This is a genomic window from Proteus mirabilis HI4320, from assembly GCF_000069965.1.
In the GTDB taxonomy this organism is placed as follows: Bacteria; Pseudomonadota; Gammaproteobacteria; order Enterobacterales; family Enterobacteriaceae; genus Proteus; species Proteus mirabilis.
On the sequence record NC_010554.1, the window covers coordinates 1,613,441 to 1,639,686 of the forward strand.

A 26,246-nucleotide genomic window follows, 5' to 3' on the forward strand; every position below is an offset into this window, starting at 1 on the left:
AAGGTCCGTATTTTATATGGTGCCCAGGGCGGGACTTGAACCCGCACAGCCTAAAGGCCGAGGGATTTTAAATCCCTTGTGTCTACCGATTTCACCACCTGGGCTAAATTCTGTGGTGCGTCCGTAAAATTATAACTAATTTTTACTGGTAAGGACGACTAACTACTTCCCAATGCCATTATTTATGGTCTTTTTACACCACTCTCTCAATTAGGAGTGGTGCCCAGGGCGGGACTTGAACCCGCACAGCCTAAAGGCCGAGGGATTTTAAATCCCTTGTGTCTACCGATTTCACCACCTGGGCATTTATGGAGGCGCGTCCCGGAATCGAACCGAGGTACACGGATTTGCAATCCGCTGCATGACCACTCTGCCAACGCGCCTCAACTGCTCAATCTCTTAAGAGATTGGAGCGGGAAACGAGACTCGAACTCGCGACCCCAACCTTGGCAAGGTTGTGCTCTACCAACTGAGCTATTCCCGCTTTACCGAACTTGCTGATTTACTTATTTATTTCTGTAAACCGTTGTGCCTTTCGATGCGTTGCATTCTACTGATTTCCTGAATCTAGTCAACACTATATTTGCATCTTTTTGACTGTTCGGTGAATTTTCAGTCATTTCGATCAAGCTTCACGCAAATCTGACCATGCAGCACTCAAATATTGGAACATAGACCAGAATGTTAATACCGTCGCAATGTATAACAATACAAATCCGAACCACTCAGCTTCAATAGTCGGACGCCATAATAGCACAACAAGTGCACCCATTTGTGCGGTAGTCTTCACTTTTCCGATCCAAGAAACTGCCACACTATTACGTTTACCTAATTCAGCCATCCACTCTCTTAGTGATGAGATGATAATTTCACGTGCGATCATGGTCGCTGCCGGTAAAGTGATCCACCATACATGATAGTGTTCAGTAATTAATACTAATGCTGTAGCAACCATTACCTTATCCGCAACTGGATCAAGGAAAGCCCCAAAGCGAGTGGTTTGCTTCCAACGGCGGGCTAAAAAACCGTCAAACCAGTCAGTGGCGGCAGCTACCATAAAAATAATGGCACAAATAAGGGGAGCATCTTTAAATGGTAAATAAAACACCAAAACAAAGAATGGAATTAAAGCGACACGAAATAAAGTTAGCCAAGTTGGAATATTTAGTTGCATAGCGTTCTACACGACCTAGAAAAGTGAGAGTTATTAATATGGTGCATCAATACACTTAGTGTTTCAACGCATTAAAAATTTTTTCTGCTAACGCGGTCGAAATTGTGGGAACTTTCGCAATTTCTTCAACGCTTGCATCACGTAAAGCTTGTAAACCACCCATATACTTCAATAGCATTTGACGTCGTTTTGGTCCCACCCCCTCAATCGATTCTAGAGAGCTGGTGTTTTTAACCTTAGCACGACGCTGACGATGCCCCGTTATTGCGTGACGATGCGACTCATCACGAATATGTTGGATCAAATGTAACGCGGGTGAATCAGAAGGAAGTGCCACACCTTCGCCTTCTGGTTTAAAAAATAGTGTCTCTAACCCCGCTTTACGATCACTCCCCTTCGCGACACCAATTAATTTAGGGTGTGATTTATCCCAATCGACATCAAGTGATTGAAATACGTCAATGGCTTGTGCTAATTGCCCTTTACCACCATCGATAAAAATAATATCAGGTATTTTACTCTCTTCTAATGACTTGCCATAACGACGAGTCAAAACTTGATTCATCGCGGCATAATCATCCCCCGGAGTGATCCCACTAATATTATAGCGCCTGTATTCCGATTTTAATGGGCCATTCATGTCAAATACGACACATGAAGCCACAGTTTGCTCTCCCATAGTGTGACTAATATCAAAACATTCCATTCGTTTTATCTCTTTCATCTCTAAAAGTGACATTAACGAGTTATAACGTTGAGAAATGGTTGATTGTTCAACTTGCTTAGTGGCTAATGCCGTAGCTGCATTAGTTCGTGCTAGTTTTAAATAGCGTGCTCTATCACCACGGGGTTTAGTTTGGATATGGATCTTACGTCCTGCTATCGAAGAAATTGACTCCGCTAAAATCGTTTTATCTTCAAGATTAAAATCGAGCAAAATTTCTGTGGGTAAAGTGCGGATCGCACTGCCTTGTAAATAAAATTGTCCAATAAAGGTTTGTACCACTTCGTCTAATGATGTATTTGCCGGTACTTTAGGAAAATAACTACGACTACCAAGCACTTTACCTTGACGGAAAAAGAGCACATACACACAAGCAATAGCACCATTAAATGCCACGCTAATCACATCGAGATCATCGCCAATATTAGCCACAAACTGTTTTTCAGTAACTTGTCTTACCGCGTGAATTTGGTCACGAATACGCGCAGCCTCTTCAAAGCGTAACGCTTGGCTTGCCTCTTCCATTCGTTTAATTAAGCCTTCAATCACTTGGCTGTCATCGCCGGATAAAAAAAGACGCACATAATTGACTTGCTGTGCATACTCTTCATCAGAGACATAACCTTTTACACAAGGGGCGAGACAACGGCCTATTTGATATTGCAAACAAGGGCGTGAGCGATTGCGGTAAACACTATCTTCACATTGACGAATAGGAAATAATTTTTGCATCAAAGCTAATGTTTCTCTCACCGCCAAAGAGTTAGGGAAAGGGCCAAAGTATTCCCCTTTAGCATGTTTAGCACCACGATAACTCGCCAATCTTGGGTGTTTGTCTGCACTTAAATAAATATACGGATAGGACTTATCATCTCGTAGTAACACATTATAGCGAGGCTGATAACGCTGAATATAGCTATGCTCTAAAAGTAGCGCTTCTGTCTCCGTATGTGTCACGGTAACATCAATATTGGCAATACATTTTACTAATGCTTCTGTTTTACGACTATTCACCTGAGCACGAAAGTAGCTTGATAATCGTTTTTTCAGATCTTTTGCTTTTCCAACATAAATAACGGTGCCTGAGGCGTCATACATTCGATACACACCCGGTTGACTCGTTACTCGACTTAGAAATGCTTTAGCATCAAATATGTTTTCCACTTTGTAAGTAACTCTCTATCTCGATTAACCCATAACGAACTGCTATATGAGTTAATTCTACATCACCTGAGATTTTAAGTTTACTAAACATTCGATAACGATAGCTATTTACTGTTTTAGTGCTGATATTCAGCTCTTGTGCAATTTGTGCTATTTTTTTCCCTCTTATAATCATCGACATTATCTGTAACTCTCTTTCAGAAAGATGATGTAGCGGATTTAAGTCTGCTTGTACTTTAGTTAGTGCAATATCCATAGCAATTTCTGGACTAATATAACGTTGACCAATACAGACTTGTCGAATGGCCTGAAGCACATTCGCAGCAGAGGAATCTATAACGATAAACCCTTCAATACCTAACTGTAGCAATGTGACGGAAAGTATTGAGTCTATTTTAGGCGAAATAACCACTATTTTTATAATGGGAGAAAAACGTTTAATTCTTTTTATTACATCTATTAAAGAGACAGTAGGTAAAGAATAAAAAATAATAAGATTGACAGAATATTGTCTGCAATAACGAAAAGCTTCACTTTCATCATTCATAATCTTACGAATGTTAATTTTTTTAATCTGGCAAAGTAATTTTTCTATACCTAAACTAAATATTTCAACTTGACTGATTACTAGAGTATTTATCAACGATATCAATCCTTAAAAATATTTAATAAAATTAAAAATAAATCAAGGCAATAAAATTTATAATGACAAATGCTATTATAATATCGTTAGAATTTCCATATTTTTATTTTTTATTCACGCAACAATGATATTATAAATAAATTATTATTCTTACCGCATTAATTAATAATGTATTAAAATCATACACACATTTATAAAGAATATAAAATAAAGCTAATAACATATAATAATAATTAATTATAGGAATAAAGTACTTCCTATATAAAATATAAGAAGCACTTTAGTACTTTAAAAATGATCAAATGTCACCGCTTTATCAAAAGATAATTTACCTAATCGTGGAAAAGGTTTTCCTTTACCTTTACCAATGGCAATCATTAAACAGATAGCATAGTGATCAGGCAAGTTAATTGTTTTTGCTACCTCGGCAAAATCAAACCCATCCATAGGACAAGAATCAAAACCGCGCTCTTGTGCTAATAACATCAGTGTTTGAGCAAACAAACCCGCACTACGCATAATCTCATCCCGTTGTACTTGTGGTTTATTACGATAATAACTATCAACAGCACTGCACATAATATCTCTGACTTCAGGGTTAGCATCTTGCCAAATTGTTTTAACTTCACTCTCCCAAACATTGAGATCTGCACATAAAACAATCAGCATAGCAGAGTCTGTTATTTGAGGCTGATCCCAACCCACTTTTCTTAATGCTTGACGTTGCTTAACATCATCAACAACCAAAAGACGCCAATGCTGCAGATTAAATGCACTTGGCGTATATTGTAACGCATCTTCAAGTAAGGCTTTTTTCTCTTCTTGTGGTATTTTGAAATCAGCATCAAACTGTTTTGTTGCACGACGGTTTTTTACTGCATCAATTACATTCATTATTTTCCATCCATTTGCTAATCATTGACATTTATTTATCTATTATAGAAGAAATGCGTTCAGTATGCAGACTGTGCTATTATTTCTAATTATCTTTGTTAATTAATCAGTTATAACGAAAAAACTACTTATTAATAACAAAATATCGTTATAATAGTATTATCAAATATACGATAAACCTTTATTTTTCCTATTTGTTTTTAAGCGTAAAAGAAGGCGAAAACAATTGATTTAAGCCTAACACTTAAATTTGAAAAAAGGGTATCATCAAAGGCTACTATTCAATATAACAGACCTTGCAAAGTATATTAACCCTATGAAATTAAATGATGAATTAACTAATTCTATCGCATCAGTCACAGAAGCTGCTGCTATTGCGGCTATGCCATGGGTAGGTAAACAAGATAAAAATGCGGCAGATGCTGCCGCAGTTGCCGCCATGCGAGAGCGCCTTAATAGCCTTAATATCAATGGCCAAATTGTTATTGGTGAAGGTGAAATTGATGAAGCACCTATGCTCTATATTGGCGAACCAGTAGGCAACGGCCAAGGTGAAAAAATAGAAATCGCCGTTGATCCTATCGATGGTACTCGCATGGTCGCTACCGGTGAAAATAATTCTTTGGCTATTTTAGCTGCAGGTTTTGAAGGTAGTTTTTTACAAGCACCCGATATGTACATGGAAAAACTGGTTGTCGGTAAAAAAGCAGCAGGTGTGATCGACCTTAACCATTGCCTTGAATATAACCTTGATGCTATTGCACAAACATTAAATAAATCATTAAGCCAGTTAACACTAGCTATTTTAGATAAACCGCGCCATCACGATATTATCATTGATTTGCGTAATAGAGGTATTAATGTCATCACTTTGCCGGATGGCGATGTGCTTGCTTCTTTATATGCCACAATGCCTAATAATCCTATTGATGTTATGTACGGCATTGGTGGCGCGCCAGAAGGTGTAATTAGTGCCGCTATTGCTAAAGCTTTAGGTGGTGATATGCAAGCGCGCCTTATTACCCGCGATATTGCTAAAGGTAATAATGCAACAAATAGAGAAATTGCAGCACAAGAAATCTCTCGATGCCATAATATGGGAACTGATGTTAATATTACATTGCCACTTGAAATATTGGTGCGCCATCAGGATGTTATGTTTGCAGCAACCGCAATTACTGCCGGTGACCTATTATCCGGTGTCACTGAACAAAGCGATTATTTGCGTACACACTCGTTAGTGATTAATGGCTCCACACACTCATTACGTTATATCGAAAACTATCATTTACGCTAACACGAGAATAACAACTAAAAAAGCGACACGGGCTTACGTGTCGCAAAATGTATTTAAGGGGTATTTATAGTTATAATTAATTCATGCTAATAAATTAGCTGGATTATCAATACACAGCTTATCTATTATCGTCTTATCAATGCCACGCTGTGCTAATAATGAAAGAAAAACGTTAGGCACAAAACCCCAACCATTTCCGCCATTTTTTGCCCACATCTGTTTTAAAAACACATCATGACTTAATACAATTTGGTTACCATAACCTCTTTCTATTAAGGTTGCGACAGCTTCAACCGTATCCATCACACTGGGTGCCGCGCCTTCTTTAGGGAAAGAAATATCAAGACCTATCATGTCAAATTCAAGCCAAACACCTCGATCAAGCATTTTGCATTGATAATCGATATCTTTACCAGAAGGATCTGAATGGGCTAACGATATTTTGGCTGGATCACACCCCATTTCTGTTAAAAGAATATCTAATACTTCATCACCACGGCGTTGCCAACCTGGCATATGAATATTCATTGAGGCATAAGGGTTATTATTTTGAGCCAGTGCAGCGGCACGTAAACTATTTTTTTCACCATCTGTAAAGAAAGGAGATACACCAATTTCGCCAATCATACCAGCACGAATATCTGTACCGTCAATGCCGATATTTAATTCATCATCGATCATTTTTGCCATCGCATCAATATCATCAGCTAGGCGTTTTCCTTCAAATTTCTCAATATAAAGGCCGGAAGAAGCAACGACATTAATCCCCGTTAATTCTGCAACTTGTTTTAATTTTCTAATATCACGACCAATTGACGATGAACCTGTAGCATCAACAATCGTTTTGCCCCCAAGCTCTTTAAAATTATTTAATTCAAAAATAACGTCTTCAATGGGTTTTTTATCCATATTATCGCAACAACAATATGGATCGTATTTTAGTCCCCACTGAATATCTGCACTGACTTTTTTATCTACTAAAACGTGTGAGAATTCATAAAAAGGTTCATCAACAACGCCAGATAAATCATTAAATAAATGTTCGTGAGGTAGTGTCAGCCCCATATCCGCTTTTTTAACCGGACCCGTTACCGTTTGAATATAACCTTTCATGATTATGCCCCTGCTCTTTTTACTGATTTAGTCGCTTTAAACTCAGGAATGGTAGTAACAATGGCGCCGACTAAGGCAAATAACGTACCGATGATTGTGACTAAATAAACAGTATTTCCCAACGAAGGTAATAATAGGTCAATTAATACTGAACCCAGTAATTGGCCCGCAGTTGATGCAACACCTAACATTAGTAACCCTAAGCCTCGTACTAAAATAGCCATTAATGCAATAGACATTAACCCTAAAGGCCCACCTAAATACATCCACCATGTAGCAGGAAGCTCCAGTGTTATATGCCCTAACGCCATACGTACTACTAACGCAATCGTTAAAACAGTAAATCCAACAATAAAGTTCCAAGTAATAGAAACCATCATCGAACCTGTTGCTTCAGCCACTTTTGAATTACCTGCTGGTTGCCATCCCGCTAATAAACCCGCTAAAAAAGGTAGAATAGCTAAGTAAATAAAAGAGGTTGAATGCCACTGCGGAGAAACGACAAAAAGAGTAGCAACAACAGCTAATACGGCACCTAATACACGATATGGGGTGAAGTATTTCTTCTCATCCACACCTATACCAAAGCGGTCACATAATAAACCTGATAATAACAGTGCTGAAATTAATGCTGTTTGGAATGTAGCTATTCCTAATGCACTGGCTGATGCTCCTTCAGAAAAAACCACCATTGCGCCACAGAGGCCAGCAAACCAGTTCCATAATGGAATTTTACGTGTTTTAATTAATGTCGGAATAGAAGCAAATTGCTGACGATATTGTTTTTTGGACATAATGATAAAAAACATGACCACTAAACCACTGGCAAAAGAGATAACTGCACTAGCATTACCGTCTTTTAATACATGTCCCAGTTGCCCATTCACCGCAGACTGCATTGGTGATAGCATCCCTGCTAACACAGTTGCTACCATCAGCAAGGGTGTTGATAAATTTTTTGTACTCATAAGATGTTCCTTTTGGATTATTGACTATGAGTGATTTCTTTTTTATTTTTCAAGTAATCGGTTATTTTGTTATTAGCGCAGAGTGTATCTCCGCGCTTTTTTACTTTTCTTACTGCTATTGTTATTAAGAACTAACGTGCGATTTGCTTTAGAATATTGACCCACATATCAGCATAATGTGGCCATGCTAAAAACTCTTTGCTCCCCCAATGCGGTGAACAGTCACTCATAAAACAAGCTGTTTTTCCTTTTTCAAATTGACCAAACACCAGTAGTGGATCTTCGCCAATATTCAAAACCGTTTCAGTGTTATGTTTAGCGAACACTTTGTTATAACCAAGGAACATCGGCCATTCACTAAAACCTTTTATCGTGGCATGCTCTGCATTAACTGGAGTTGCGAATACTCCTTCTGGGGCTTCCACACGATCATCACCCTCTAACATTTCAACAGGTAACACTTGTGCCAATAAGGTATTTTTATAGTTTGCTTTCGCTTCAATACCCATAAATGATAGATAGCCGCCAATCATTAATAAGCCACCACCATTAGCAACAAACTGTTTAATTAGCCCTAATGCATTTGGAAGTACTTTCATGTTGTAGAAAGTATCGTTTTGCAAGAGGAAAGTATTAGCACCAATATCACTGATCACGATGACATCATATTTTGCTAATTCTTCATCAGTCTGAGGAAATGCGACCTGAACGGTATGTGCAGGCATATAATCAACTGCTACCCCTTTTTCCCTTAAACAATTTAATAAAAAAGTGGCACCTTCCTCATATTTACTAGAAGTGAAACTGTCGTAGCCTTTTGAGTGGATCATATGAATGTGCCATGACTCACCAATAAATAAGATTTTCATTTTTTTTCCTCTTTCAAAAAGATTATTTATTCAGGGGATTGAGTGACAATCTGTGAATATGTTGTTTGATTGATGCGATGCATGACATTAATATCTTCAGGCATTTCTGAAGCATTACTCGTCTCAACAGCTAGTGATGCAAAAGCTGATGCATAGCGTAACGCGTAAGAAAACTGTTTTCCTTTTGCTAATGAGGCTGCTAGTGCACCATTAAAAGCATCACCAGCGCCCGCTGTATTTTTTACCACCGCAGGATAAGCTGGTGAGTAAATATATTTATAACCGTCATAAGCTAATGAACCTTTACTACCTAAAGTAATGACAACTTTATTAACACCTTTTTGATAAATAGCATTGGCTGCATTTTTAGCAGATACTAAATCAACAACTTCAATACCTGATAATAAGCTGGCTTCTGTTTCATTAGGTGTTAATATATCTAACATTGGCAATAGCTTATCAATAACTTTATTGTAAGGTGCAGGATTTAAAATAATGGGAATATTATTTTCATTCCCGATTGAAATAATTTCCTTTAATGCTTCAATATTAGTTTCTAATTGCAATAAAATTATATCGGCATCTATAATTTTATCTTTTTGTATTTTTACCTCATCAGAAGAAATATCCATATTAGCCCCTGAATAAATAGAAATAATATTTTCACCACTCTCTTCTGACACAAAGATTGATGCTGTTCCAGTTTGATGATTTTCAGTTTGATATATCGTTGATGTTTTTATTCTTGATGACGATATAAAATTTACTGCATAATCACTAAACTGATCAGTACCGATTTTGGTGATAAAATGCACCTGTGCATCAGCATAACTTGCCGCTAATGCTTGATTACATCCTTTACCTCCTGGTGAGAAGATAAATTTATTCGCCAATAAAGATTCCCCGGTTTCTGGCAGTCTGGGCAAATAACTAATCATATCAACATTAAATGAACCTAATACACATACTTTATTTACTGCCGGCTGCCCCGCTAAATTAATTTTATCAATTTGATCATTACATTCTAAAAATTGTATGATTTCTTTTTTGGCAACTTTGTCTAATGTTTCAAATTCAATAAAGGCCCCACCATGGCATCTTTTAATTATTCCTTTCTCAGCCAATGTATTTAAATCTGATCGTATCGTTTCTTTGGTAACACTAAGCTCTTTTGCTAAAACAGAAACTTTTACTGCACCATGACCTTTGATCAGATTAACAATTTTTTTATGACGCTCTGCTTTCATTTAATGTTACCTCTATGGCAACAACTTTAATTTATTAGTTGTTATGGGATTGTGATTACAATCATATGTTATTTATTAAAAGCAAAAAAAAGCAGAAACACAAAAATAAAAAACAAAAAAAAGCAGAAATAAATAATGATAGTAATAAGATTACTTAATATATAGAAGCCATCTCCCCTCTCATAAAAACACAAATAAAATCAAATAATAAAATAACAAACACTATATTGATTATAAAACAATCTAATATTAATTATTTGTTTTTTAAAACTTAAATAATTAACTTAAAAAACAATAAAAAATAAAAACCTTATTTTATAATAATTTAGAGTTACTAGAATAATCAAAAATAAAAACAATCATCACTATGTTTAAATAATCAACTATTTTAGTGAATCGAGCAAAGCTTAAAATAAATTAATCTTCCATTTTTATAGTTCATAAATTAGTACAATTCTTCTTACCATTAAAATGTATAGCCAATGATAATGTAAATTAATCATGTCAACTTATAATTAGAAATACAGATACAATGATTAAAATAGAAGCAGTTTTTATTGTCTCATTTTGTGAGGTAGATAACATTAATAACAACAGTCATTGAACAAACTAAGTATAAATAACCTATTTTAAGTAGGCAAAGTAAGTAAAAATCTTGCTTTATTTATTGATTTATTTTTTTACTCGTCAATCTTTGGCTTATTTTGTAAATAGCTGAGAATACTAAACCACTAACAGCAACTCACTGATACAAAATATAACTCCAATAAAAAATAAAAACTTAGATATAAAAACTAAAAATCAAAAAATTCAAGAAGATAAAATCAGCAACAATGTGTTCTAAAATATCTAATACCTAAATAGATTGTAAAACAACCTATTTATCAGACATATTCCGACACATTTATTTTCTAGCGATGTTTAAACTTAGTGTCTAAGATTATAAATATAAATTGAGCACCAATAATCTGATAAATACACAACGTAAAGACATAAGGATATACCTATGAAAATAAAATCACTTATTGCTATTTCATTATTAAGTGTTAGTGCTTCTCTTTTTGCCGCTGAAAGCACCAGCACAACACAACAAGTTCAAGGCGTAACTCAAGCACAAAAAGATCTCAATGATTATGAAAAAGTCATGGTAGAAAAAGTTTGGGTTACCACGCAAGCCATTGACGAGAAAGGCAATAAAGTTGACGCTAATAATCCACAAGTCAGTAATTATTTTGGCCTAGCAGAATATTATCCTAATGGCACTTTTATTATGTTTACCCCTGAAGGTAAACAAAAAATGCAAGGGGATTGGTCAATGTCTAATGATGGAAAAACGCGTACATTAGTTGCCAAAGATGCACAAGGAAAAACACTATTTACTCGTGATGTAGAAAATATCACCATCAATAATGATGAGTATACCTATCGTATTTACCCAACTGAAGGGGATAATACTGTTTATTTTGATATTATTCATCACGTTAAGAAATAATCATAATACGTTGTTTCACCTGTTATAAATAATTAAGGGCTATTTTATGGTAAGTAAAATAGCCCTTTTTTTAGTTGTATGACCTTAATATAACTAGCCTTAAATCAAATTTTGAGCTTCCCCATCAACCCAATAAATCACATTAAGCGCTTCTTCTGGTGTTGGGACTTCCAGTTTGCTCAACATTCTTTCCATCACTTTATCGGGAACCGCTTCCTTTCTTGCGCTGTTTTGTTTTTTCCATTGCAAATAAGGGACTTCAATATATACCAATGTCACTTTAGCTTGATAACGATAAAACAGAGCAATAAGTTGATTACGCATTTGTTTAGTAATATTTGTTGCATTCCAAACAAAAGGCTTATGCTCTCTTAAATATATTCTCGCTTGCTCTTTGGCAAGTTGTGCAATCCATCCATTCGCATCACGATCATCTGGTTTTATATTATGCTGCTGACGTAATGCATCTAAACTTACTACAGGCATATCTGCACAATATTGGCGAATATAACTATCTTTGCCCATTCCCGGTAGCCCACAAAGCACAATAACTTCACTTCCTTGCTCAGGATAAGGTTCATAGTGAGGATCGACACTATTTTCACTATGAAAATAGTGAAATCGAGCGCCATCAGAAATAAATCGTGCGGGTGTTCTCCAACAATTTAATTCTTCACAGTAAAGTGTAAATAACGCTATTTTATCCAATAAAGAGGGCTTATCTTCACAGCTTCGTCCCAGAACATCCGCCTTAGCCAGCAATGCCAATAAATAACAATCTACCCTTAACGAAGCCGCTAATAAGGCTTTTTTAGGATCGGGTTTATCCATTAACCATAAAGGTAATCCGTGATAGCGTACTAATGCCGCAATCTGTTCTCTATCAATAAAGCTAACCGGCACTTTTTCATATAAAAAACGTCTTGTCGTTAATTCTCCTTTACGAGCATGGCCTGGCGAAATAATTCGCCCATTCTCTTCACGGGTAGTTGAACGTTTTTCTACATCATGTAAAAGTGCTGCAATCCATAGAATTTGTTGCTCTCTTTCTGACAGCTCTTGGTATTCAGGGAGTGATTTTATAGCGTGGATCACCTGCTGTGTATGAATAGCTACATCACCTTCAGCATGGTGGATCGGATCTTGTCGAACACCGGACATATCACTAATTTCATCATAGTACTCACCAAGTTGTTCCCATGACATTTCGCTATGTAATTTTTTATGAAGCATCATGAGACTCCTGTGTTTTTTCCCAAATCAGTGGCGCTCTTTTCCAATTACGTTTCCAATGCACATCTGTTTTAACATGATCTTTTCTCACATATTTAAACACCCGATGTGAAAATTCATCTAATGAAAATGCTTGAGCATCTCGTGTGACAATGCCTTCCATCGCACTTGGTTTCTTGGTTAACACATCTCGTGATTGAAAAGAGCTATGCTTTTGTGCGTGTAAAATAATATTCTTTTCAAACTCTATTTTATTTTCCGATTTTGGTAGCGAGATTTCCGGTACGGTGGGTAAATCAAATAAAGTGGCATAAAATTGCACTTCTTCCCAACTTAGCCATTTATCCTGACAACGTATGGCAAAAACATAGAAATACTCTTCCAAATGTTGGTATTCAATAGAATGAATGGCATAAAGATTTTCACCAAAAATATCTAAATTACCTAAATCATTTCTGATGGATTGCCAACGCTGGCGTAGTTGTACTGTCCATGCAGATTGTGTCGGAGTCGCATGAGAGCGAGCAAAAACTCCCATTCGATTTAAGCAATTATTTTCACCATCTAATTTTTCAGTATGAATAAGATGCTTTATTTTGCAGATATCTTGCCACCAATTGGCATTAATACGATCATCGCTTGTTGTGCCTGGTGAAAAAGGATAGTGATATGTTCTGTCATATTTTTTTGATTGATTATTCATTGTGTTATACTCATTAAGTAACAGGAACCCTACTAAATTTATATTAAAATTCAGTGAGTATATTTATCTGTATTTGCACTATTTATCTTCAGTGCCTTAATGCGTATTACATAACCACAACCTAATAACTCAAAAATAACAAAAGAAATAATTTTTGACATACTACCTGTATTATCAAGATAGCACTAGAAAAAAATGTTTATATTTATTATTCATTTTCTCTCAATTTTTTTCGTTATTTAACACTCCATGATGATTGTTCATCTATCCTTAATAGGGTGACAACGCTAATAATGTCACTCTATGGGTATTTATACTTAAATAATGATAAATATCTTAATCCTCAGTCGCTGTTTACATAACGATATTGCACATGGGAGGTAGTATGTATCACGATCTTCAAGGAAAAGTTGCTGTAGTAACAGGTTCGTCACGAGGAATTGGTGCAGCAGTAGTGACGAGATTAGTTCAAGAAGGAATGAACGTTGTTATCAACTATCACTCTGATGAAAATGAAGCTCAAGCATTAGCCGATAGCCTAAATAGACATGGTAAAGGTAAAGCGATTATTTTTGGCGGTGACATTAGTGATGAAAAAATTGCTCATAACTTTATTTATAAGGCGATTGACCACTTTGGTCAGCTCGATCTTCTGATCAATAATGCGGGAATTGAGACACAAACCCCTTCCCATGCAGTGAATTTAGAAGATTGGCGTAAAATTATTGATATAAATTTAACCAGTTATTTTCTAACGGCTCGCTCCGCATTGAAATATTTCGTTGAGAATAAGATCAAAGGCAATATTATTAATATGTCTTCTGTTCATGAAGTGATCCCATGGCCGACTTTTGCTAGTTACGCTGCCAGTAAAGGTGGCGTGAGAATGTTAACGCAATCACTGGCTCTTGAATATGCACACTATGGTATTCGTATTAACGCCATTGGCCCAGGTGCTATTAATACCCCAATAAATAAAGAAAAAATGCAAGATGATGCGTTACGCAAAGAATTAGAAGAGATGATCCCAATGAAATATGCCGCAGAGCCTGAAGCAGTGGCTAATGTTGCTGCTTGGTTAGCATCGGAGCAATCTACTTATATTACTGGACAAACTATTTTCATTGATGGCGGTATGACACTTTATCCCTCATTTCAAGGTGGAAAAGGTTAAAGCCGTTCACTGTCGTCCATACTGTTAAGATAACCTTCTTTCCAAATTTTGCGGTTTATTTATACTTATTCTTTGGGAAGAAGGCTTTTATCCTTATTTTATTCAATCAAAATAACATTTTCGGAATGGATAATATTATCAGGAAAAATAAGTGCTCTTTCAGAAATAAACGGCATATGTAATGTACGTGTGCCCGTTGAAATAGAAACCCCTGCTTTTAACCATGCATCAGCCACCAGCTCTGTACAAAAAACACCTTTATCTTGCTGAATACTGAAGTTTTCCCCTACTCGATTTAAAACAGCTTCTAACGCTTGTTGTCGTGCTTGTTCACTTCCACGCACTTGGTAAAAGCGTACAGAATTAGGCTTAGCACGACTGATAAAGAAATCCAAACTATCGATAGTAACACCATCTTTACTATCAGCATGTTCACTGGGTGTTGAGTGAACAACCTGTATACCTTGCTCAGTTATCCACAACATTCCTACGTGGCTGAACCCGCTGTTATCAACTTGCTTTATTATGTCGCTAATAACTTCATCACCATCGCGAAAAACCAGATCACCACTTTTTAACTGATAAGGGAAAGCGAGCACAGTCAATGTGCTCGCTAAGTATAAAGTTAATGCAAGAGTAAAGCGTATTATCACTTAACTTCAACTTTCCATTTGCCATCAACTTTGATCATATTTTGATTTTCTGTTTTTTCTTCACCATTTTTCAACACTGTTTTGAGTGTGACAACGGCTTTATTTTTATCTTCGCTGTATTCAACTTTTGCTACTTCAACCTTACCCAAGCCACCTTGCTCTTTAATTTTTTTGCCCGCTTCGGCAACGATCATTTTAAATTTGCCGGTAATTTGCTCTGCCATTGGATCTTTTTCTAAATCACCAAAATACATTAATGACACAGCCTTATCACCATCACCGGAAGCGACAGCTTCAATAAATTCAACCGCGGCTTTTCCTGCTTCGTCTTGTTTATCACCACATGCAGATAATGTCATCATTGCCACCGCAAGAAACATAAATCCCATCATTTTCTTTAACATAAATTCACCATCACCATAAATATTTAATTTAATACAATAAGCATCTTATATAAAAAGGAAAACCATCTCATACAACACACTAATTTATTTATAAACTATGTTTGTGCAATAGAAAAATAACTTTTCTATCGCGGAATTATACGTGACATTAATAGGTTTCGTCATAAATTTTTTTTAATATAGAATAATCCTAGTAAAAAATATTTGAAAAAATCCCCCCAACAATCGAGTAAAATATTTCTATCTATATTTATAAAAAAATATTGAATATATAATGAATCTAAAAGTGAGCAGAAACATTATTACCATATAAAACTTTTTTATGTTCTATTTTTGTATTTTTATCTCGAAAAAAGAGGATCGGCAACGCATCACGCTGTCGCCATTAACAGATTCAATAAAAATAGTTATCTGTTAGCAAAATAGGTAAAATGCCATATCATTGACAAAGCTTATTTTAAAACACACAAAGACAGTATGTTGCAAAATCAGTTACGATAGTGATACAAAATTACAATAATGTTTATCTCAATAAAACAAATCTATTTGTTTTTTAATATTTAATCATGATATGACAACACGATTTTCTAAGTAGACCTATAACATTTCGGTGTAAAATACAAATAAAGACTAGAAATTTTGTGACACAATGCGCCTTTTTACACCATTAAGTCAATTTAAGATAAATAGAAACTGCATTTTGGATCATGAATAGGTAATCTAGCCATCTGATTTCAATGACCAAACATGAATAGTTATAAGGGTATGCTATGTTTACTTCACAGCTCATGCTGGTCGGTTATGTTTTATTAGTCAGTCCATGCGGGCATGATTCTTGTGATGCGGTTCCAGTAACAGAAACCATTTATACCAAGGATGAATGTACTATTCGCTTAAACTATCTCAAAAAGAAAAGACCCGATCTCTATATTTTTTGTGGTGAAGTATTACGTGATCCCGAAGTGACCGATGAAAATCCATACCTAACACCGCCAAATAGCGCCGATGATGTCTTTCAATTAAAATAATCACCCTTTTTCGTTGAACACCCCACAAAATACAATTTAATTTGTTTTCTAGTTACGGTATACTCTTTATACTTAAAATATGTAAGGACACGTATTAGGAGTCACTCATGTCTATTGCAAAACGCACCAAAGACAAACGTATTGCGTTAGGTTTAACACAGTCTGAGCTTGCTACCTTGGCTGGTACAACGCAACAATCAATTGAACAACTTGAGAGTGGCAAAACCAAACGCCCTCGTTTTTTACCTGAATTAGCAAAAGCGTTAAATTGTGAATTATCGTGGTTGCTCGAAGGGGATAATAAACAAACACACGCTTCTGAAATACCTCCCCAAGATGAATGGCATTCAGTCAGTGAATGGGATAACGATACCCCTCTCAATGCTGATGAAGTCGAGATCCGTTATTTTAAAAGTATTGAACTTGCCGCTGGTGATGGCTGCTGTACTAACGAAGATCATAATGGTTATAAATTGAGATTCTCCAAAAGCACACTACGCCGCTATGGCGCTTCACCACAAAATGTGATCTGTTTTTCCGTCTATGGTGATAGTATGTCTCCGGTTATTCCAAATGGTTCAACAGTGACCGTTGATACAGGTAATACGCGGATTGTGGATGGCGGTATTTATGCTATCGAACAAGATTCATTATTTAGAATAAAATTGCTCTACCGTCAGCCAGGCGGAAAATTAATTATTCGTAGCTACAATAAAGATGAATTTCCTGATGAATTTGCAGAAATTGACTCCGTTAAAATTATGGGACGCGTTATTCACTGGTCTGTGATGGCTTGGTGATCATCTGCATATTTTTATTTTAGTTTTTACTTTCTTGCACAATTTTCCCATTAGATAATAACAGCGTTTTATCTGCTAATGCTTGCAATTCACGAGGCTCATGAGTGACTATTATCATCGTTATCTGCTGTTTTTTTAATGAGATAATAAGCTCCCACAGCTGATAACGTGTTTCCCAATCCAAACTTGAAAAGGGTTCATCCATTAATAACAGTTTGGGTTGGCTAATGAGTGCTCTTGCTAATGCAACTCGTTGCTGCTCTCCCCCTGATATTTGAGATGGATAACGTGTTGCTAAATGAGCAATTCCCATCTGTTCAAGTAACGCTATCTCTTTTTCTTTACTGCGCTTTTGCTTAGCCGCATATTGTGCCAGCCATAAATTTTGCTTTACAGTGAGAAAAGGGAATAAATAAAGACGCTGATTTAAATAACGACAGGGGCGCTGCCAAACAGGTAATTTATTCATATTTTGGTTAGCTAAAACAATATCCCCTGTATAGCCGGTATAACCCGCAATAGCATTGAGTAACGTTGTTTTGCCGCTACCTGATGAGCCACTGATCCCTAAACAACACCCTTGCTCTAGGTGTAATGAAACCTCGGTTAAAATACCGGTAGTTAACGAGTGAATGGTTAACATGCTAATTTCCTATCACGCTGTAAACGGTGTAAAGCAAACAATAGAGTAATTGCAATTGCTATCAGTACTAAAGCGCAACCTATCGCAAGCGAGAAATCACCACTCGCTATATTTAAATAGATTGCCATTGGTAAGGTTTCTGTTTTTAATCGTGTGGCCCCTGCCAACATTAATGTTGCCCCAAACTCCCCTAATGCTCGAGAAAAAGCCACAATACAACCACTGATTAATACAGACCAACAAAGTGGGATCTCAACCAAAATAAGCGTTTTTGTTGGTGTTAATCCTAAATTCTGTGCGGTTTGAATATAAGCAGGATCAATGGCTTTAAACGCCGCAAGGCTATTACGCATAATGATTGCACTTGCCACATATGTTTGAGCAATAATAATCCCCAAGGGAGAAAAAAGGGCGCGAGATAATTGAGGGAAAACCCCTGTTAAAGGCCCTTGATGACCTAACAATAATAATAATCCAATACCTATTACCAAAGGAGGCGTGACTAAGGGTAAATCGAGTAACGCATCAATAAAACGCTGTCCTTTAAATGACGATCTTGCCATCACCCAAGCTGCAGGTACAGCTAAGAGCACGGCTAAACACAATGATGTTAACGCGGTGCTCAGTGACATCAATACGGCAAAATGAAATTCAGCATCAGTAATAACCATGGTGAGTTCGTGATAAGAGAGTTGGCAAATTAATGCAATAAGTGATCCCAATATCAAAAATAATAATAATAAAAGTGGTATTAGTGCCCAACGATACACAGTGAAGCCTTCTCTTAATCTACTAATGACATTTATTGTAAAAATGAAAAAAGCCACCTGTGAGCCGGTGGCAAAAATACAAATAATGTGAGAAAAATCTATGGTTTTGAAATAACAGGTAGAAAACCATAATCAGTAAAAGCCTTTATTCCTTCGGGACGAGAAAAATAATCAGCCAATTGTTGTGCTTGTGTGGGGTTTGTTGAGGTTTTTAACACCGCTAGTGTCGCAATTTCTTCGGGGCTTCCTTCAGGTATGGGTAATAAAACTAATTTATCTTGGTTTTTCATTGCATCAGCGTAACCAATAATGGCAGCATCAACCTCACCATTTAATAAATACATAAGTAACTGTTTAATGGTTGCTGTACGAACAACCACTTTATTTCGTAACTGCTCACCTTGGCCTGACGCTTCGATTAATTGTTCACCGCTTTTACCTAATGCAATTGCTTTTGCATCTCCCATACCTAATTTCAATGAACTATTTGCAAGATCTGTAATAGTTTTGATCTCACCGATTTTATCTTTTCTGACAGCAATAACAGGAATATGACGCACAATAGGATATTGGCTAACCACCTGATTTTGTTTCGCTAATTTTTCTACATACTCTTGAGAGCCGGGAAAAAACAGATCACCTTGTTGAGTGAGATTAAAGCGTGTAAGAATTTGGCCTGAACCGCCATATTCGATAGTCACTGTATTGCCGGTTTCTTTTTCAAATAGACCAACAACTTGCTCTACAGGCTGTTTTAATCCTGCGCCAGCATAAAGATGAAGCTCTACAGCAAAGCTATTATGGCAAAATAATCCTAGTGCAAAACCTAAACCTACCAAAACTTGGCGTTTCATAACATCCTCAAACACAATATCGTTATATAATTTTTTATATAATGATAGATATGAGAAATTAAGGCAAGATCTTAGTAAGAAAAAAACAGCAAAGTGCTAGCAAGCTATCATTTTACTTTTCATCTCTAATTTATTTATTAAGATATTTTTATCACTCTGTCGCTAGAATAAAAATACATAATCACTCATATTTTGATATGCAATCTAGATGAAAAATAACAGCAATATTAATAACAAATCCTCGTTTAAACGAGGATCTCACTATTAAATACTCAATTCCAATAATGCTAATGCCGTCACTTCATCGATGACAATATCTGTAGCATATCCCCCTTTTATTGCGCCTATGGTTGCAGCAACATTTTCAACGCCTCCAGCAATAAAAATACGCTGTGGGATCTGTCTTAACTGTGCAAGACTAATTCCCATAATTCTAAGGTCGATATCAGAAAGCAGAGGATTACCTTGTGCATCATAGAATCGACCACAAATGACACCAACAGCACCTAAATCGCGATATTGTGCCATCTCATTTGTGGTGAGTACGCCTGTTGTAATCAAAGGATTGTCATCTTGAGTATTACCCACTACAAACAAAGCTTTATTACATTGATTTAAAGCAGAGAAATTACGCCGTATTATGGGTTCTGCTTGTAGCTCCATTGCCAAACGTGCATTTGACACTACAGCCGGTACATGCAAATTAATACTGCAACCTGAAAACTTATTGGCGATCAAAGCGGCAGATTCCGCAGTAGTAAAATCAGGTTGTGGAGCTACAGCCCCAATCATTTGTAACACAGTGACATTTTCTAGTGTTTTAGTGGGGAGATAGTGCCCTAGTTTATGGATTGTTCTTCCCCAAGCTACGCCTAAAATATCATCATTGCTGATTATCTGAGAAAGATACATAGCTCCTGCTTTAGCTAATCTTTCTCGATTCATATTTGATGTTTGTTGCGATTTATTCTTTTCTTCATCAGGTAAAATAAGCACATTATTAAGATTAAATTTTGCTTTTATTCTGATTGAATAATCAATCGTAGAAAATACTGATGAATCCAAGCTTATATTAACGAAACCTTTTTCTCTCGCGAGATGTAAATACTTCACAACAGTCACTCGAGAAACGCTCATAATATTTGCAACTTCACTTTGACTGAGTCCGTCCTGATAGTAAAGCCATGCAGCATAAAGAACGGGATCATTATCAAATAAACTCGCATTTTTTAGCGAATTATTATCCATTTTAAACCCCACTATTTTTTATAAATCTTATTAATAATTAATTTATTTTATATTTACGATATTGCAGAAGGTAATAACAATTTTTGTTGAATATGTTCTTATAACACAATTAGATACATTTCATTTAACAACTACTAATATCGGCAAATGGGTGTTTTTCTTTACAAAAAGAAACTGAAAATATGTAAAATCAACTTAATAATGCCGTAATTATCTCATATCGAGAAAGTTTTTTTTGAAAATATGTTTTTATTCGGTTAAAAAGAGAAATCTTAGCGTTAAGTTTTAAAAAGTTTTATTTTGATGATATTAAAGTTAATTACCCTATAACAAATTAACCATAGACTCATTAATACAGAGGAAAAATATGATTATCGCTTATTCAACAGCCCCTAATGAAACTGTCGCCCATGAAATAGCTCACCATCTTATACAGGCAAAGCTTGCAGCTTGTATTAACGTCCTTCCTAATATCAAATCTATCTATCATTGGAATAATGAAATTGTTGAAGATAATGAGGTACTTATGATGATCAAAAGCGAGAGTTCAAAACAACAGATTTTGATTGATACACTAGTAAAAATGCACCCTTACGATACACCAGAAGTCATTATTGTTCCTATAGAAAATGGGTTTCATGGTTATCTAGAATGGATACATCAAAGCCTAAATTAATGATTATTTCATTGCATTATCATGCTATTTCATCTTATTTGTGATAAAAATGATAGAATTTTGTAAATAAAACAACACTTACAATCTCAATAATGAGACAAATAAACAAAGTAAAATATTAAGATTAATTACTATTTAACTGCTAAATCATTTTTAAAAACTTTTCTTTTTGAGATTATCTTTATATTCACAGAAAAAATATAAGCAATAAATTATTATTAAATTTTTATAAGTCAAAGAAATGAACAATAATACGCTAATGAGCAAAGGAAAAAATAAAAAAACAACAAACTGGTTTTTATAGGTTATTATCCTAAAGAATAAATTTAACCGATATCTTACCCTGGTTATTTTCTGTTATAATTAACAAGCTTTCTCTATATTACATGTAAAAAAGGAGTGAGTTGTGAAAACAAACAGAGTCGCAAGACGTATTTTAGGTTTACCTTATAATTTAAGTCGGTCTAAAAAGAAAGTGCGTTTTTCCATTATTACGCCTACAGAAAGTGATAATCTTCCCGCAGAGTTAAAAAATGCAACTCGGATCTGTTTAAAACAAGATTTCAGAAAAAATGCGCAAAATAAGCGTATTTATATGAAATTAACCGATGCTTATCCAGATTATCTTCTAGTAAGTTAATTACTTATGCCTAATGTTAGATTATAAATAACTTTTATTTTATTATTTATAACTAATAGTTTATCCCTTACAACCTTGTAAGGGATAATAGTATTCTATTATTGATATAATTCTTTACGAATATTCACTAATACTTGCTTAATTAATTGAGGATTGATTTTTTCTGGTAATTGACTTTGTTGAAAAGCTTGCTCAATTTTTTCTATTAATATTTTACTTCGCTCAAATAATGTTTCATAACTTAAAGCCCCAGATTTAATTTCTAACAATTCATCCCTGTTATCACACCAAACTTTGACTTTTTTTTCAGTGGCAATTCCTAATGCAATATAAAGCAACCTAAAAGTGTGCATCATATTTTTACTATCGTAACTTCGTCCATGTTCAATATTTTGCTGATAGCGGGCTTCATTACGCTCCTCAACCCATTGCCAATAAGCATGATACTGCTTGCAATAGGTACTGTAGCCGTCTTTATTAAAACTAAGATAGGCTTGTAATATGGCTGTTTCAGAGACACTGCTTAGTAAAACATCGGTGGCATTATCTTTTTTTATTACGCCTTGATAATCACTATTTGGATCATAAAAAACTGCATAAAGATTTTGTGCATGATTGATTTTAACCAACCCAATATTTTGCTGCTCCCAACAACGTTTTTTAAGCCAATTATTCAGTAATAGGCTTTTTCCATTTTCAATGATATAACAGAAATCAAGGATCGTTTTTAACTCTTTATCTATAGGATCCATGATTTTCTTATTTAACCCTTGCGCTTTTTTTATTTGCCCTTGAGCATAATGCACAAAAGTCTGTACGCATTCCTTTGATAAAAACCATTCTGGGTTAAATTGCATAAATAATGGATGACGATAAATAACAACATGCTCTGGTGCATTTAATAATTCTAAAATATTAGGATTAGACGCACACAGTAATTCAACAAATCGCCCTAATTCATAATAAACGATATCATTAGTTTTATTACTTACTTGTGGCACATAATCAGAGCAATAAAACATCTCTTTAGGTAGATAAAAAACACCTTTAATATCAGTATCTGAACTATCTGTTGCCAAATTTTGTGAACGACTACCTGAAATTGTTTCAAATAAAAGGTAAGGCTTTATATTGTCAATGGTCAGTTTCATCAAGTATTTTCCTAAACCAATTATTTAATATTTCACTATCTGGTACGGTGCGTTTCGCTAATTGAGTTGCTGTTTCTTGCCATAAAAAAGTGATCAGTTTTTGCATATTATCGGTTGGTAGCCAAGTAAAGTGTTCATCTTTATCTGCTTTAAAGCTCACTAACTCTCGAATAATTATTTGCTCATCTGTGGTTAATATATTTATTAGCTGATTAAGCTCCATCGGTGGGATATTCCCCGTTTTTACTGTCCAATAAGCAGCTAAAAGTGAACGTAAGAGATAGAAATATTTTTTTAATTTTATGGGCTCATCTATCGCTTTACTTGCATGACTCTCTTCAAAATGATGTCTACTAACGGCTTTTGCGATCCCTCTATAATGATGAACAATGATTTGGGGTTGATAATATAATTGTGCCAACTCAAATAATTCTTTTTGGATACCAGCATATTGTTGATAAACAATAGGTGATTGTAACCACTCAAATAAGATAGCATTTGACTTACGTAATAGATGCAATGCTTTCGTAATATCCCAAGCTCCTACATCAAACCAATTATTTTCTATCCACTCAAATGTTTCTTTAGGTTTATCAATTGAAAGATATGCATTGCGAGGCCGTATAAAAATACCTCGTACATCATAGTCACTATCCGTTGATGCGAAGCCCCAAGCACGGCTTCCACTTTCAGCAACATAAAGTAGTTTTATTTGATGCGTTTGCTCTATTTGTGGCAGTTTTTTTAATATCTGATTATGCATGATGATGTTACTCGGTATTTCCTTACAACTCTTAAATTTAATAATGTTGCCAATTATGATGATGACTAGAGCTAACAATAGCAACATAACTACTTTAGTGTCTTAATTTTATAATTTATATTTTGATACCGTCGCCTATACCGTCATTTTTTTCGGTTCTTGTCAACCATTAGCAACCATAGAAAACAAAAAAGCCACCAGTAACATACTGATGGCTCTTGGTTTTTTAACCTTTATCAACTAGTGCTGATAAACGGTATTTTATTCCCACTCAATCGTTGCTGGTGGTTTTCCGCTGATATCATAAACCACGCGAGAAATACCATTTACTTCATTGATAATGCGGTTAGAAACACGGCCTAAGAAATCGTAAGGTAGGTGTGCCCAATGTGCAGTCATAAAGTCTACGGTTTCTACAGCACGTAATGAAACTACCCAGTCGTATTTACGGCCATCGCCCATAACACCCACTGAACGGACAGGTAGGAATACTGTAAATGCTTGGCTGACTTTATTGTATAAATCGGCTTTATGTAGCTCTTCAATAAAGATAGCGTCAGCACGACGTAGTAAATCACAATACTCTTTCTTGATTTCACCCAATACGCGCACCCCTAAACCTGGTCCTGGGAATGGATGACGGTATAGCATGTCGTAAGGTAAACCTAACTCAAGTCCGATTTTACGCACTTCATCTTTAAATAGTTCTTTTAATGGCTCCACTAAACCTAACTTCATATCTTCAGGTAAGCCACCTACGTTATGGTGTGATTTGATCACATGCGCTTTACCTGTTGCAGATGCGGCTGATTCAATCACATCAGGATAGATTGTGCCTTGTGCTAGCCATTTGACTTGCGGTAATTTAACCGCTTCTTCATCAAAGATTTCAATGAAGGTATGACCGATAATTTTGCGTTTTTTCTCCGGATCGTTTTCACCTTTTAGCGCAGTTAAGAAACGATCTTCAGCTTCAACATGGATAATATTGAGGTCAAATTTGCCTTTAAACATCGCCATAACTTGTTCGGCTTCGTTAAGGCGTAATAAGCCATTATCAACAAATACACAGGTTAAGCGTTTACCAATGGCACGATTTAATAATAATGCGGTAACAGAAGAGTCTACACCACCCGATAGCGCGAGAATAACGTGATCGTCGCCAATTTGTTGTTTTAAACGAGCAACAGTATCTTCAATAATCGCCGCGGATGTCCATAATGCGTCACAACCACAGATATCTAACACAAAGCGTTTTAAAATGGCTAAACCTTGATGGGTATGGGTAACTTCTGGGTGGAACTGTACACCATAGAAACGCTTCTCTTCATTTGCCATAATCGCAAATGGGCAAGTTTCAGTGCTAGCAATAGTGACAAAATCAGCGGGAATAGCCGTAACTTTATCACCGTGGCTCATCCATACATCTAATAAAGGTTTGCCATCTTCACTTACGGAGTCTTGAATATCACGGAACAGTTCGCAGGTTTCGCGGATCTCAACTTGTGAATAACCAAATTCACGTTCACCTGAGACTTCAACATCACCGCCTAATTGCATAGACATAGTTTGCATGCCATAGCAGATGCCTAATACCGGCACCCCCGCATTAAAGACGTATTCCGGAGCGCGTGGGCTATTGTCTTCTGTAGTACTTTCAGGGCCACCAGACAGAATAATACCATTGGGGTTAAATTCACGAATTTGTTCTTCGGTAACATCCCATGCCCAGAGTTCACAATAAACGCCGATTTCGCGAATACGGCGAGCAATAAGTTGTGTATATTGCGAACCGAAATCAAGGATAAGAATGCGATGATTATGGATATTTGCTGTCATTTGTGGTGAATTCCAAAACAAATAAAAAGTCATTAAATTGAAAGGCTTGTTAACATTTTCTGTTTTCAAGCCTTTCTCGAAT

Annotated in this window: 26 protein-coding genes and 4 tRNA genes; 7 read left to right on the forward strand and 23 right to left on the reverse strand. The window is 35.8% G+C overall.

Annotated features, from left to right (window positions below; translation table 11 throughout):
* Window positions 1-17: 17 nt before the first annotated feature.
* The 8 genes from PMI_RS07375 to PMI_RS07410 form a co-directional block, all read right to left on the reverse strand.
* Window positions 18-104, reverse strand: a tRNA-Leu gene (locus tag PMI_RS07375).
* Between the two features lie 113 nt (window positions 105-217).
* Window positions 218-304 (reverse strand) — tRNA-Leu (locus PMI_RS07380).
* Between the two features lie 5 nt (window positions 305-309).
* A tRNA-Cys gene (locus PMI_RS07385) sits at window positions 310-383 on the reverse strand.
* A gap of 25 nt (window positions 384-408) precedes the next feature.
* Window positions 409-484: transfer RNA gene (locus PMI_RS07390), tRNA-Gly, on the reverse strand.
* Window positions 485-625: 141 nt separating this feature from the next.
* Window positions 626-1,174, reverse strand: a complete 549-nt coding sequence (gene pgsA, locus PMI_RS07395) for a CDP-diacylglycerol--glycerol-3-phosphate 3-phosphatidyltransferase (RefSeq protein WP_004243285.1) — start codon at window positions 1,172-1,174, stop codon at window positions 626-628.
* Between the two features lie 55 nt (window positions 1,175-1,229).
* A complete protein-coding gene (gene uvrC, locus PMI_RS07400; protein WP_004243286.1) occupies window positions 1,230-3,062 on the reverse strand; it encodes an excinuclease ABC subunit UvrC in 1,833 nt (610 codons plus the stop codon).
* Entirely contained in the window at window positions 3,046-3,609 is a 564-nt protein-coding gene (locus tag PMI_RS07405; protein WP_109024023.1) for a LuxR C-terminal-related transcriptional regulator, read from the reverse strand. The genes uvrC and PMI_RS07405 overlap by 17 nt, the downstream gene beginning before the upstream one ends.
* A 384-nt stretch (window positions 3,610-3,993) precedes the next feature.
* Window positions 3,994-4,599, reverse strand: a complete 606-nt coding sequence (locus PMI_RS07410) for a nitroreductase family protein (protein WP_004243288.1) — start codon at window positions 4,597-4,599, stop codon at window positions 3,994-3,996.
* 316 nt (window positions 4,600-4,915) lie between these two features.
* On the opposite strand from PMI_RS07410, the gene glpX reads away from it, so the two are divergent.
* Complete coding sequence (gene glpX / locus PMI_RS07415; protein ID WP_004248255.1) at window positions 4,916-5,896, forward strand: class II fructose-bisphosphatase; 981 nt, start codon at window positions 4,916-4,918, stop codon at window positions 5,894-5,896.
* Between the two features lie 81 nt (window positions 5,897-5,977).
* On the opposite strand, the gene PMI_RS07420 is transcribed toward glpX, so the two are convergent.
* The 4 genes from PMI_RS07420 to PMI_RS07435 form a co-directional block, all read right to left on the reverse strand.
* A complete protein-coding gene (locus PMI_RS07420) occupies window positions 5,978-7,009 on the reverse strand; it encodes a methylphosphonate esterase (RefSeq protein ID WP_004243291.1) in 1,032 nt (343 codons plus the stop codon).
* Between the two features lie 2 nt (window positions 7,010-7,011).
* A complete protein-coding gene (locus tag PMI_RS07425) occupies window positions 7,012-7,977 on the reverse strand; it encodes a DMT family transporter (protein ID WP_004243293.1) in 966 nt (321 codons plus the stop codon).
* 131 nt (window positions 7,978-8,108) lie between these two features.
* Window positions 8,109-8,846 carry a glutamine amidotransferase gene (locus tag PMI_RS07430; protein ID WP_004243294.1) on the reverse strand — a complete coding sequence of 246 codons (738 nt, stop codon included), beginning with the start codon at window positions 8,844-8,846 and terminating at the stop codon, window positions 8,109-8,111.
* 26 nt (window positions 8,847-8,872) lie between these two features.
* Window positions 8,873-10,093 carry a PfkB family carbohydrate kinase gene (locus PMI_RS07435; RefSeq protein ID WP_004243297.1) on the reverse strand — a complete coding sequence of 407 codons (1,221 nt, stop codon included), beginning with the start codon at window positions 10,091-10,093 and terminating at the stop codon, window positions 8,873-8,875.
* Window positions 10,094-11,099: 1,006 nt separating this feature from the next.
* Between PMI_RS07435 and PMI_RS07440 the strand changes: the two genes are divergently transcribed.
* Window positions 11,100-11,585 carry a DUF4822 domain-containing protein gene (locus PMI_RS07440; RefSeq protein ID WP_004243298.1) on the forward strand — a complete coding sequence of 162 codons (486 nt, stop codon included), beginning with the start codon at window positions 11,100-11,102 and terminating at the stop codon, window positions 11,583-11,585.
* A 99-nt stretch (window positions 11,586-11,684) separates the two neighbouring features.
* Here the strand turns inward: PMI_RS07440 and PMI_RS07445 are convergent, their stop codons facing one another.
* Both PMI_RS07445 and PMI_RS07450 read right to left on the reverse strand, forming a co-directional pair.
* Window positions 11,685-12,821: an AAA family ATPase gene (locus PMI_RS07445; RefSeq protein WP_012368021.1), complete on the reverse strand. Its 1,137-nt coding sequence runs from the start codon at window positions 12,819-12,821 to the stop codon at window positions 11,685-11,687.
* Complete coding sequence (locus PMI_RS07450; RefSeq protein ID WP_004243300.1) at window positions 12,808-13,521, reverse strand: RNA ligase family protein; 714 nt, start codon at window positions 13,519-13,521, stop codon at window positions 12,808-12,810. Before PMI_RS07450 ends, PMI_RS07445 begins: the two co-directional genes overlap by 14 nt.
* A gap of 385 nt (window positions 13,522-13,906) precedes the next feature.
* Between PMI_RS07450 and PMI_RS07455 the strand changes: the two genes are divergently transcribed.
* Entirely contained in the window at window positions 13,907-14,695 is a 789-nt protein-coding gene (locus PMI_RS07455; RefSeq protein WP_012368022.1) for a glucose 1-dehydrogenase, read from the forward strand.
* A 98-nt stretch (window positions 14,696-14,793) separates the two neighbouring features.
* On the opposite strand, the gene PMI_RS07460 is transcribed toward PMI_RS07455, so the two are convergent.
* Window positions 14,794-15,294, reverse strand: coding sequence for a YiiX/YebB-like N1pC/P60 family cysteine hydrolase (locus PMI_RS07460; RefSeq protein ID WP_232504917.1), 501 nt, complete (start codon window positions 15,292-15,294; stop codon window positions 14,794-14,796).
* A 50-nt stretch (window positions 15,295-15,344) separates the two neighbouring features.
* A complete protein-coding gene (locus PMI_RS07465; RefSeq protein WP_004243305.1) occupies window positions 15,345-15,752 on the reverse strand; it encodes a DUF4878 domain-containing protein in 408 nt (135 codons plus the stop codon).
* A gap of 770 nt (window positions 15,753-16,522) precedes the next feature.
* On the opposite strand from PMI_RS07465, the gene PMI_RS07470 reads away from it, so the two are divergent.
* The gene (locus tag PMI_RS07470; RefSeq protein ID WP_004243308.1) at window positions 16,523-16,780 is read left to right on the forward strand and encodes a hypothetical protein; all 258 of its coding nucleotides are present in this window, start codon (window positions 16,523-16,525) and stop codon (window positions 16,778-16,780) included.
* Window positions 16,781-16,887: 107 nt separating this feature from the next.
* Window positions 16,888-17,580: an XRE family transcriptional regulator gene (locus tag PMI_RS07475; RefSeq protein WP_004243309.1), complete on the forward strand. Its 693-nt coding sequence runs from the start codon at window positions 16,888-16,890 to the stop codon at window positions 17,578-17,580.
* 19 nt (window positions 17,581-17,599) lie between these two features.
* Here the strand turns inward: PMI_RS07475 and PMI_RS07480 are convergent, their stop codons facing one another.
* From PMI_RS07480 to PMI_RS07495, 4 genes are all read right to left on the reverse strand, one after another.
* Window positions 17,600-18,223, reverse strand: a complete 624-nt coding sequence (locus PMI_RS07480; RefSeq protein WP_012368025.1) for an ABC transporter ATP-binding protein — start codon at window positions 18,221-18,223, stop codon at window positions 17,600-17,602.
* On the reverse strand, window positions 18,217-18,993 hold the full coding sequence (locus PMI_RS07485) for an ABC transporter permease (RefSeq protein ID WP_004243311.1): 777 nt from the start codon (window positions 18,991-18,993) through the stop codon (window positions 18,217-18,219). The genes PMI_RS07480 and PMI_RS07485 overlap by 7 nt, the downstream gene beginning before the upstream one ends.
* A 98-nt stretch (window positions 18,994-19,091) precedes the next feature.
* Window positions 19,092-19,847 (reverse strand): molybdate ABC transporter substrate-binding protein, encoded by a 756-nt coding sequence (gene modA, locus PMI_RS07490; protein ID WP_004250908.1) that lies wholly within the window; start codon window positions 19,845-19,847, stop codon window positions 19,092-19,094.
* Between the two features lie 264 nt (window positions 19,848-20,111).
* A complete protein-coding gene (locus PMI_RS07495) occupies window positions 20,112-21,095 on the reverse strand; it encodes a sugar-binding transcriptional regulator (RefSeq protein WP_004243314.1) in 984 nt (327 codons plus the stop codon).
* 367 nt (window positions 21,096-21,462) lie between these two features.
* On the opposite strand from PMI_RS07495, the gene cutA reads away from it, so the two are divergent.
* Together cutA and sra are read left to right on the forward strand one after the other, a co-directional pair.
* Entirely contained in the window at window positions 21,463-21,771 is a 309-nt protein-coding gene (cutA, locus tag PMI_RS07500; protein ID WP_004243315.1) for a divalent-cation tolerance protein CutA, read from the forward strand.
* A gap of 406 nt (window positions 21,772-22,177) precedes the next feature.
* Window positions 22,178-22,411 carry a stationary-phase-induced ribosome-associated protein gene (gene sra / locus PMI_RS07505; protein ID WP_004243316.1) on the forward strand — a complete coding sequence of 78 codons (234 nt, stop codon included), beginning with the start codon at window positions 22,178-22,180 and terminating at the stop codon, window positions 22,409-22,411.
* 98 nt (window positions 22,412-22,509) lie between these two features.
* Here the strand turns inward: sra and PMI_RS07510 are convergent, their stop codons facing one another.
* The 3 genes from PMI_RS07510 to guaA form a co-directional block, all read right to left on the reverse strand.
* Entirely contained in the window at window positions 22,510-23,562 is a 1,053-nt protein-coding gene (locus tag PMI_RS07510) for a DNA polymerase beta superfamily protein (protein ID WP_012368027.1), read from the reverse strand.
* On the reverse strand, window positions 23,546-24,325 hold the full coding sequence (locus PMI_RS07515; protein ID WP_012368028.1) for a nucleotidyltransferase domain-containing protein: 780 nt from the start codon (window positions 24,323-24,325) through the stop codon (window positions 23,546-23,548). Before PMI_RS07515 ends, PMI_RS07510 begins: the two co-directional genes overlap by 17 nt.
* Window positions 24,326-24,586: 261 nt before the next feature.
* Complete coding sequence (gene guaA, locus PMI_RS07520; RefSeq protein ID WP_004250844.1) at window positions 24,587-26,164, reverse strand: glutamine-hydrolyzing GMP synthase; 1,578 nt, start codon at window positions 26,162-26,164, stop codon at window positions 24,587-24,589.
* Window positions 26,165-26,246: the final 82 nt, after the last annotated feature.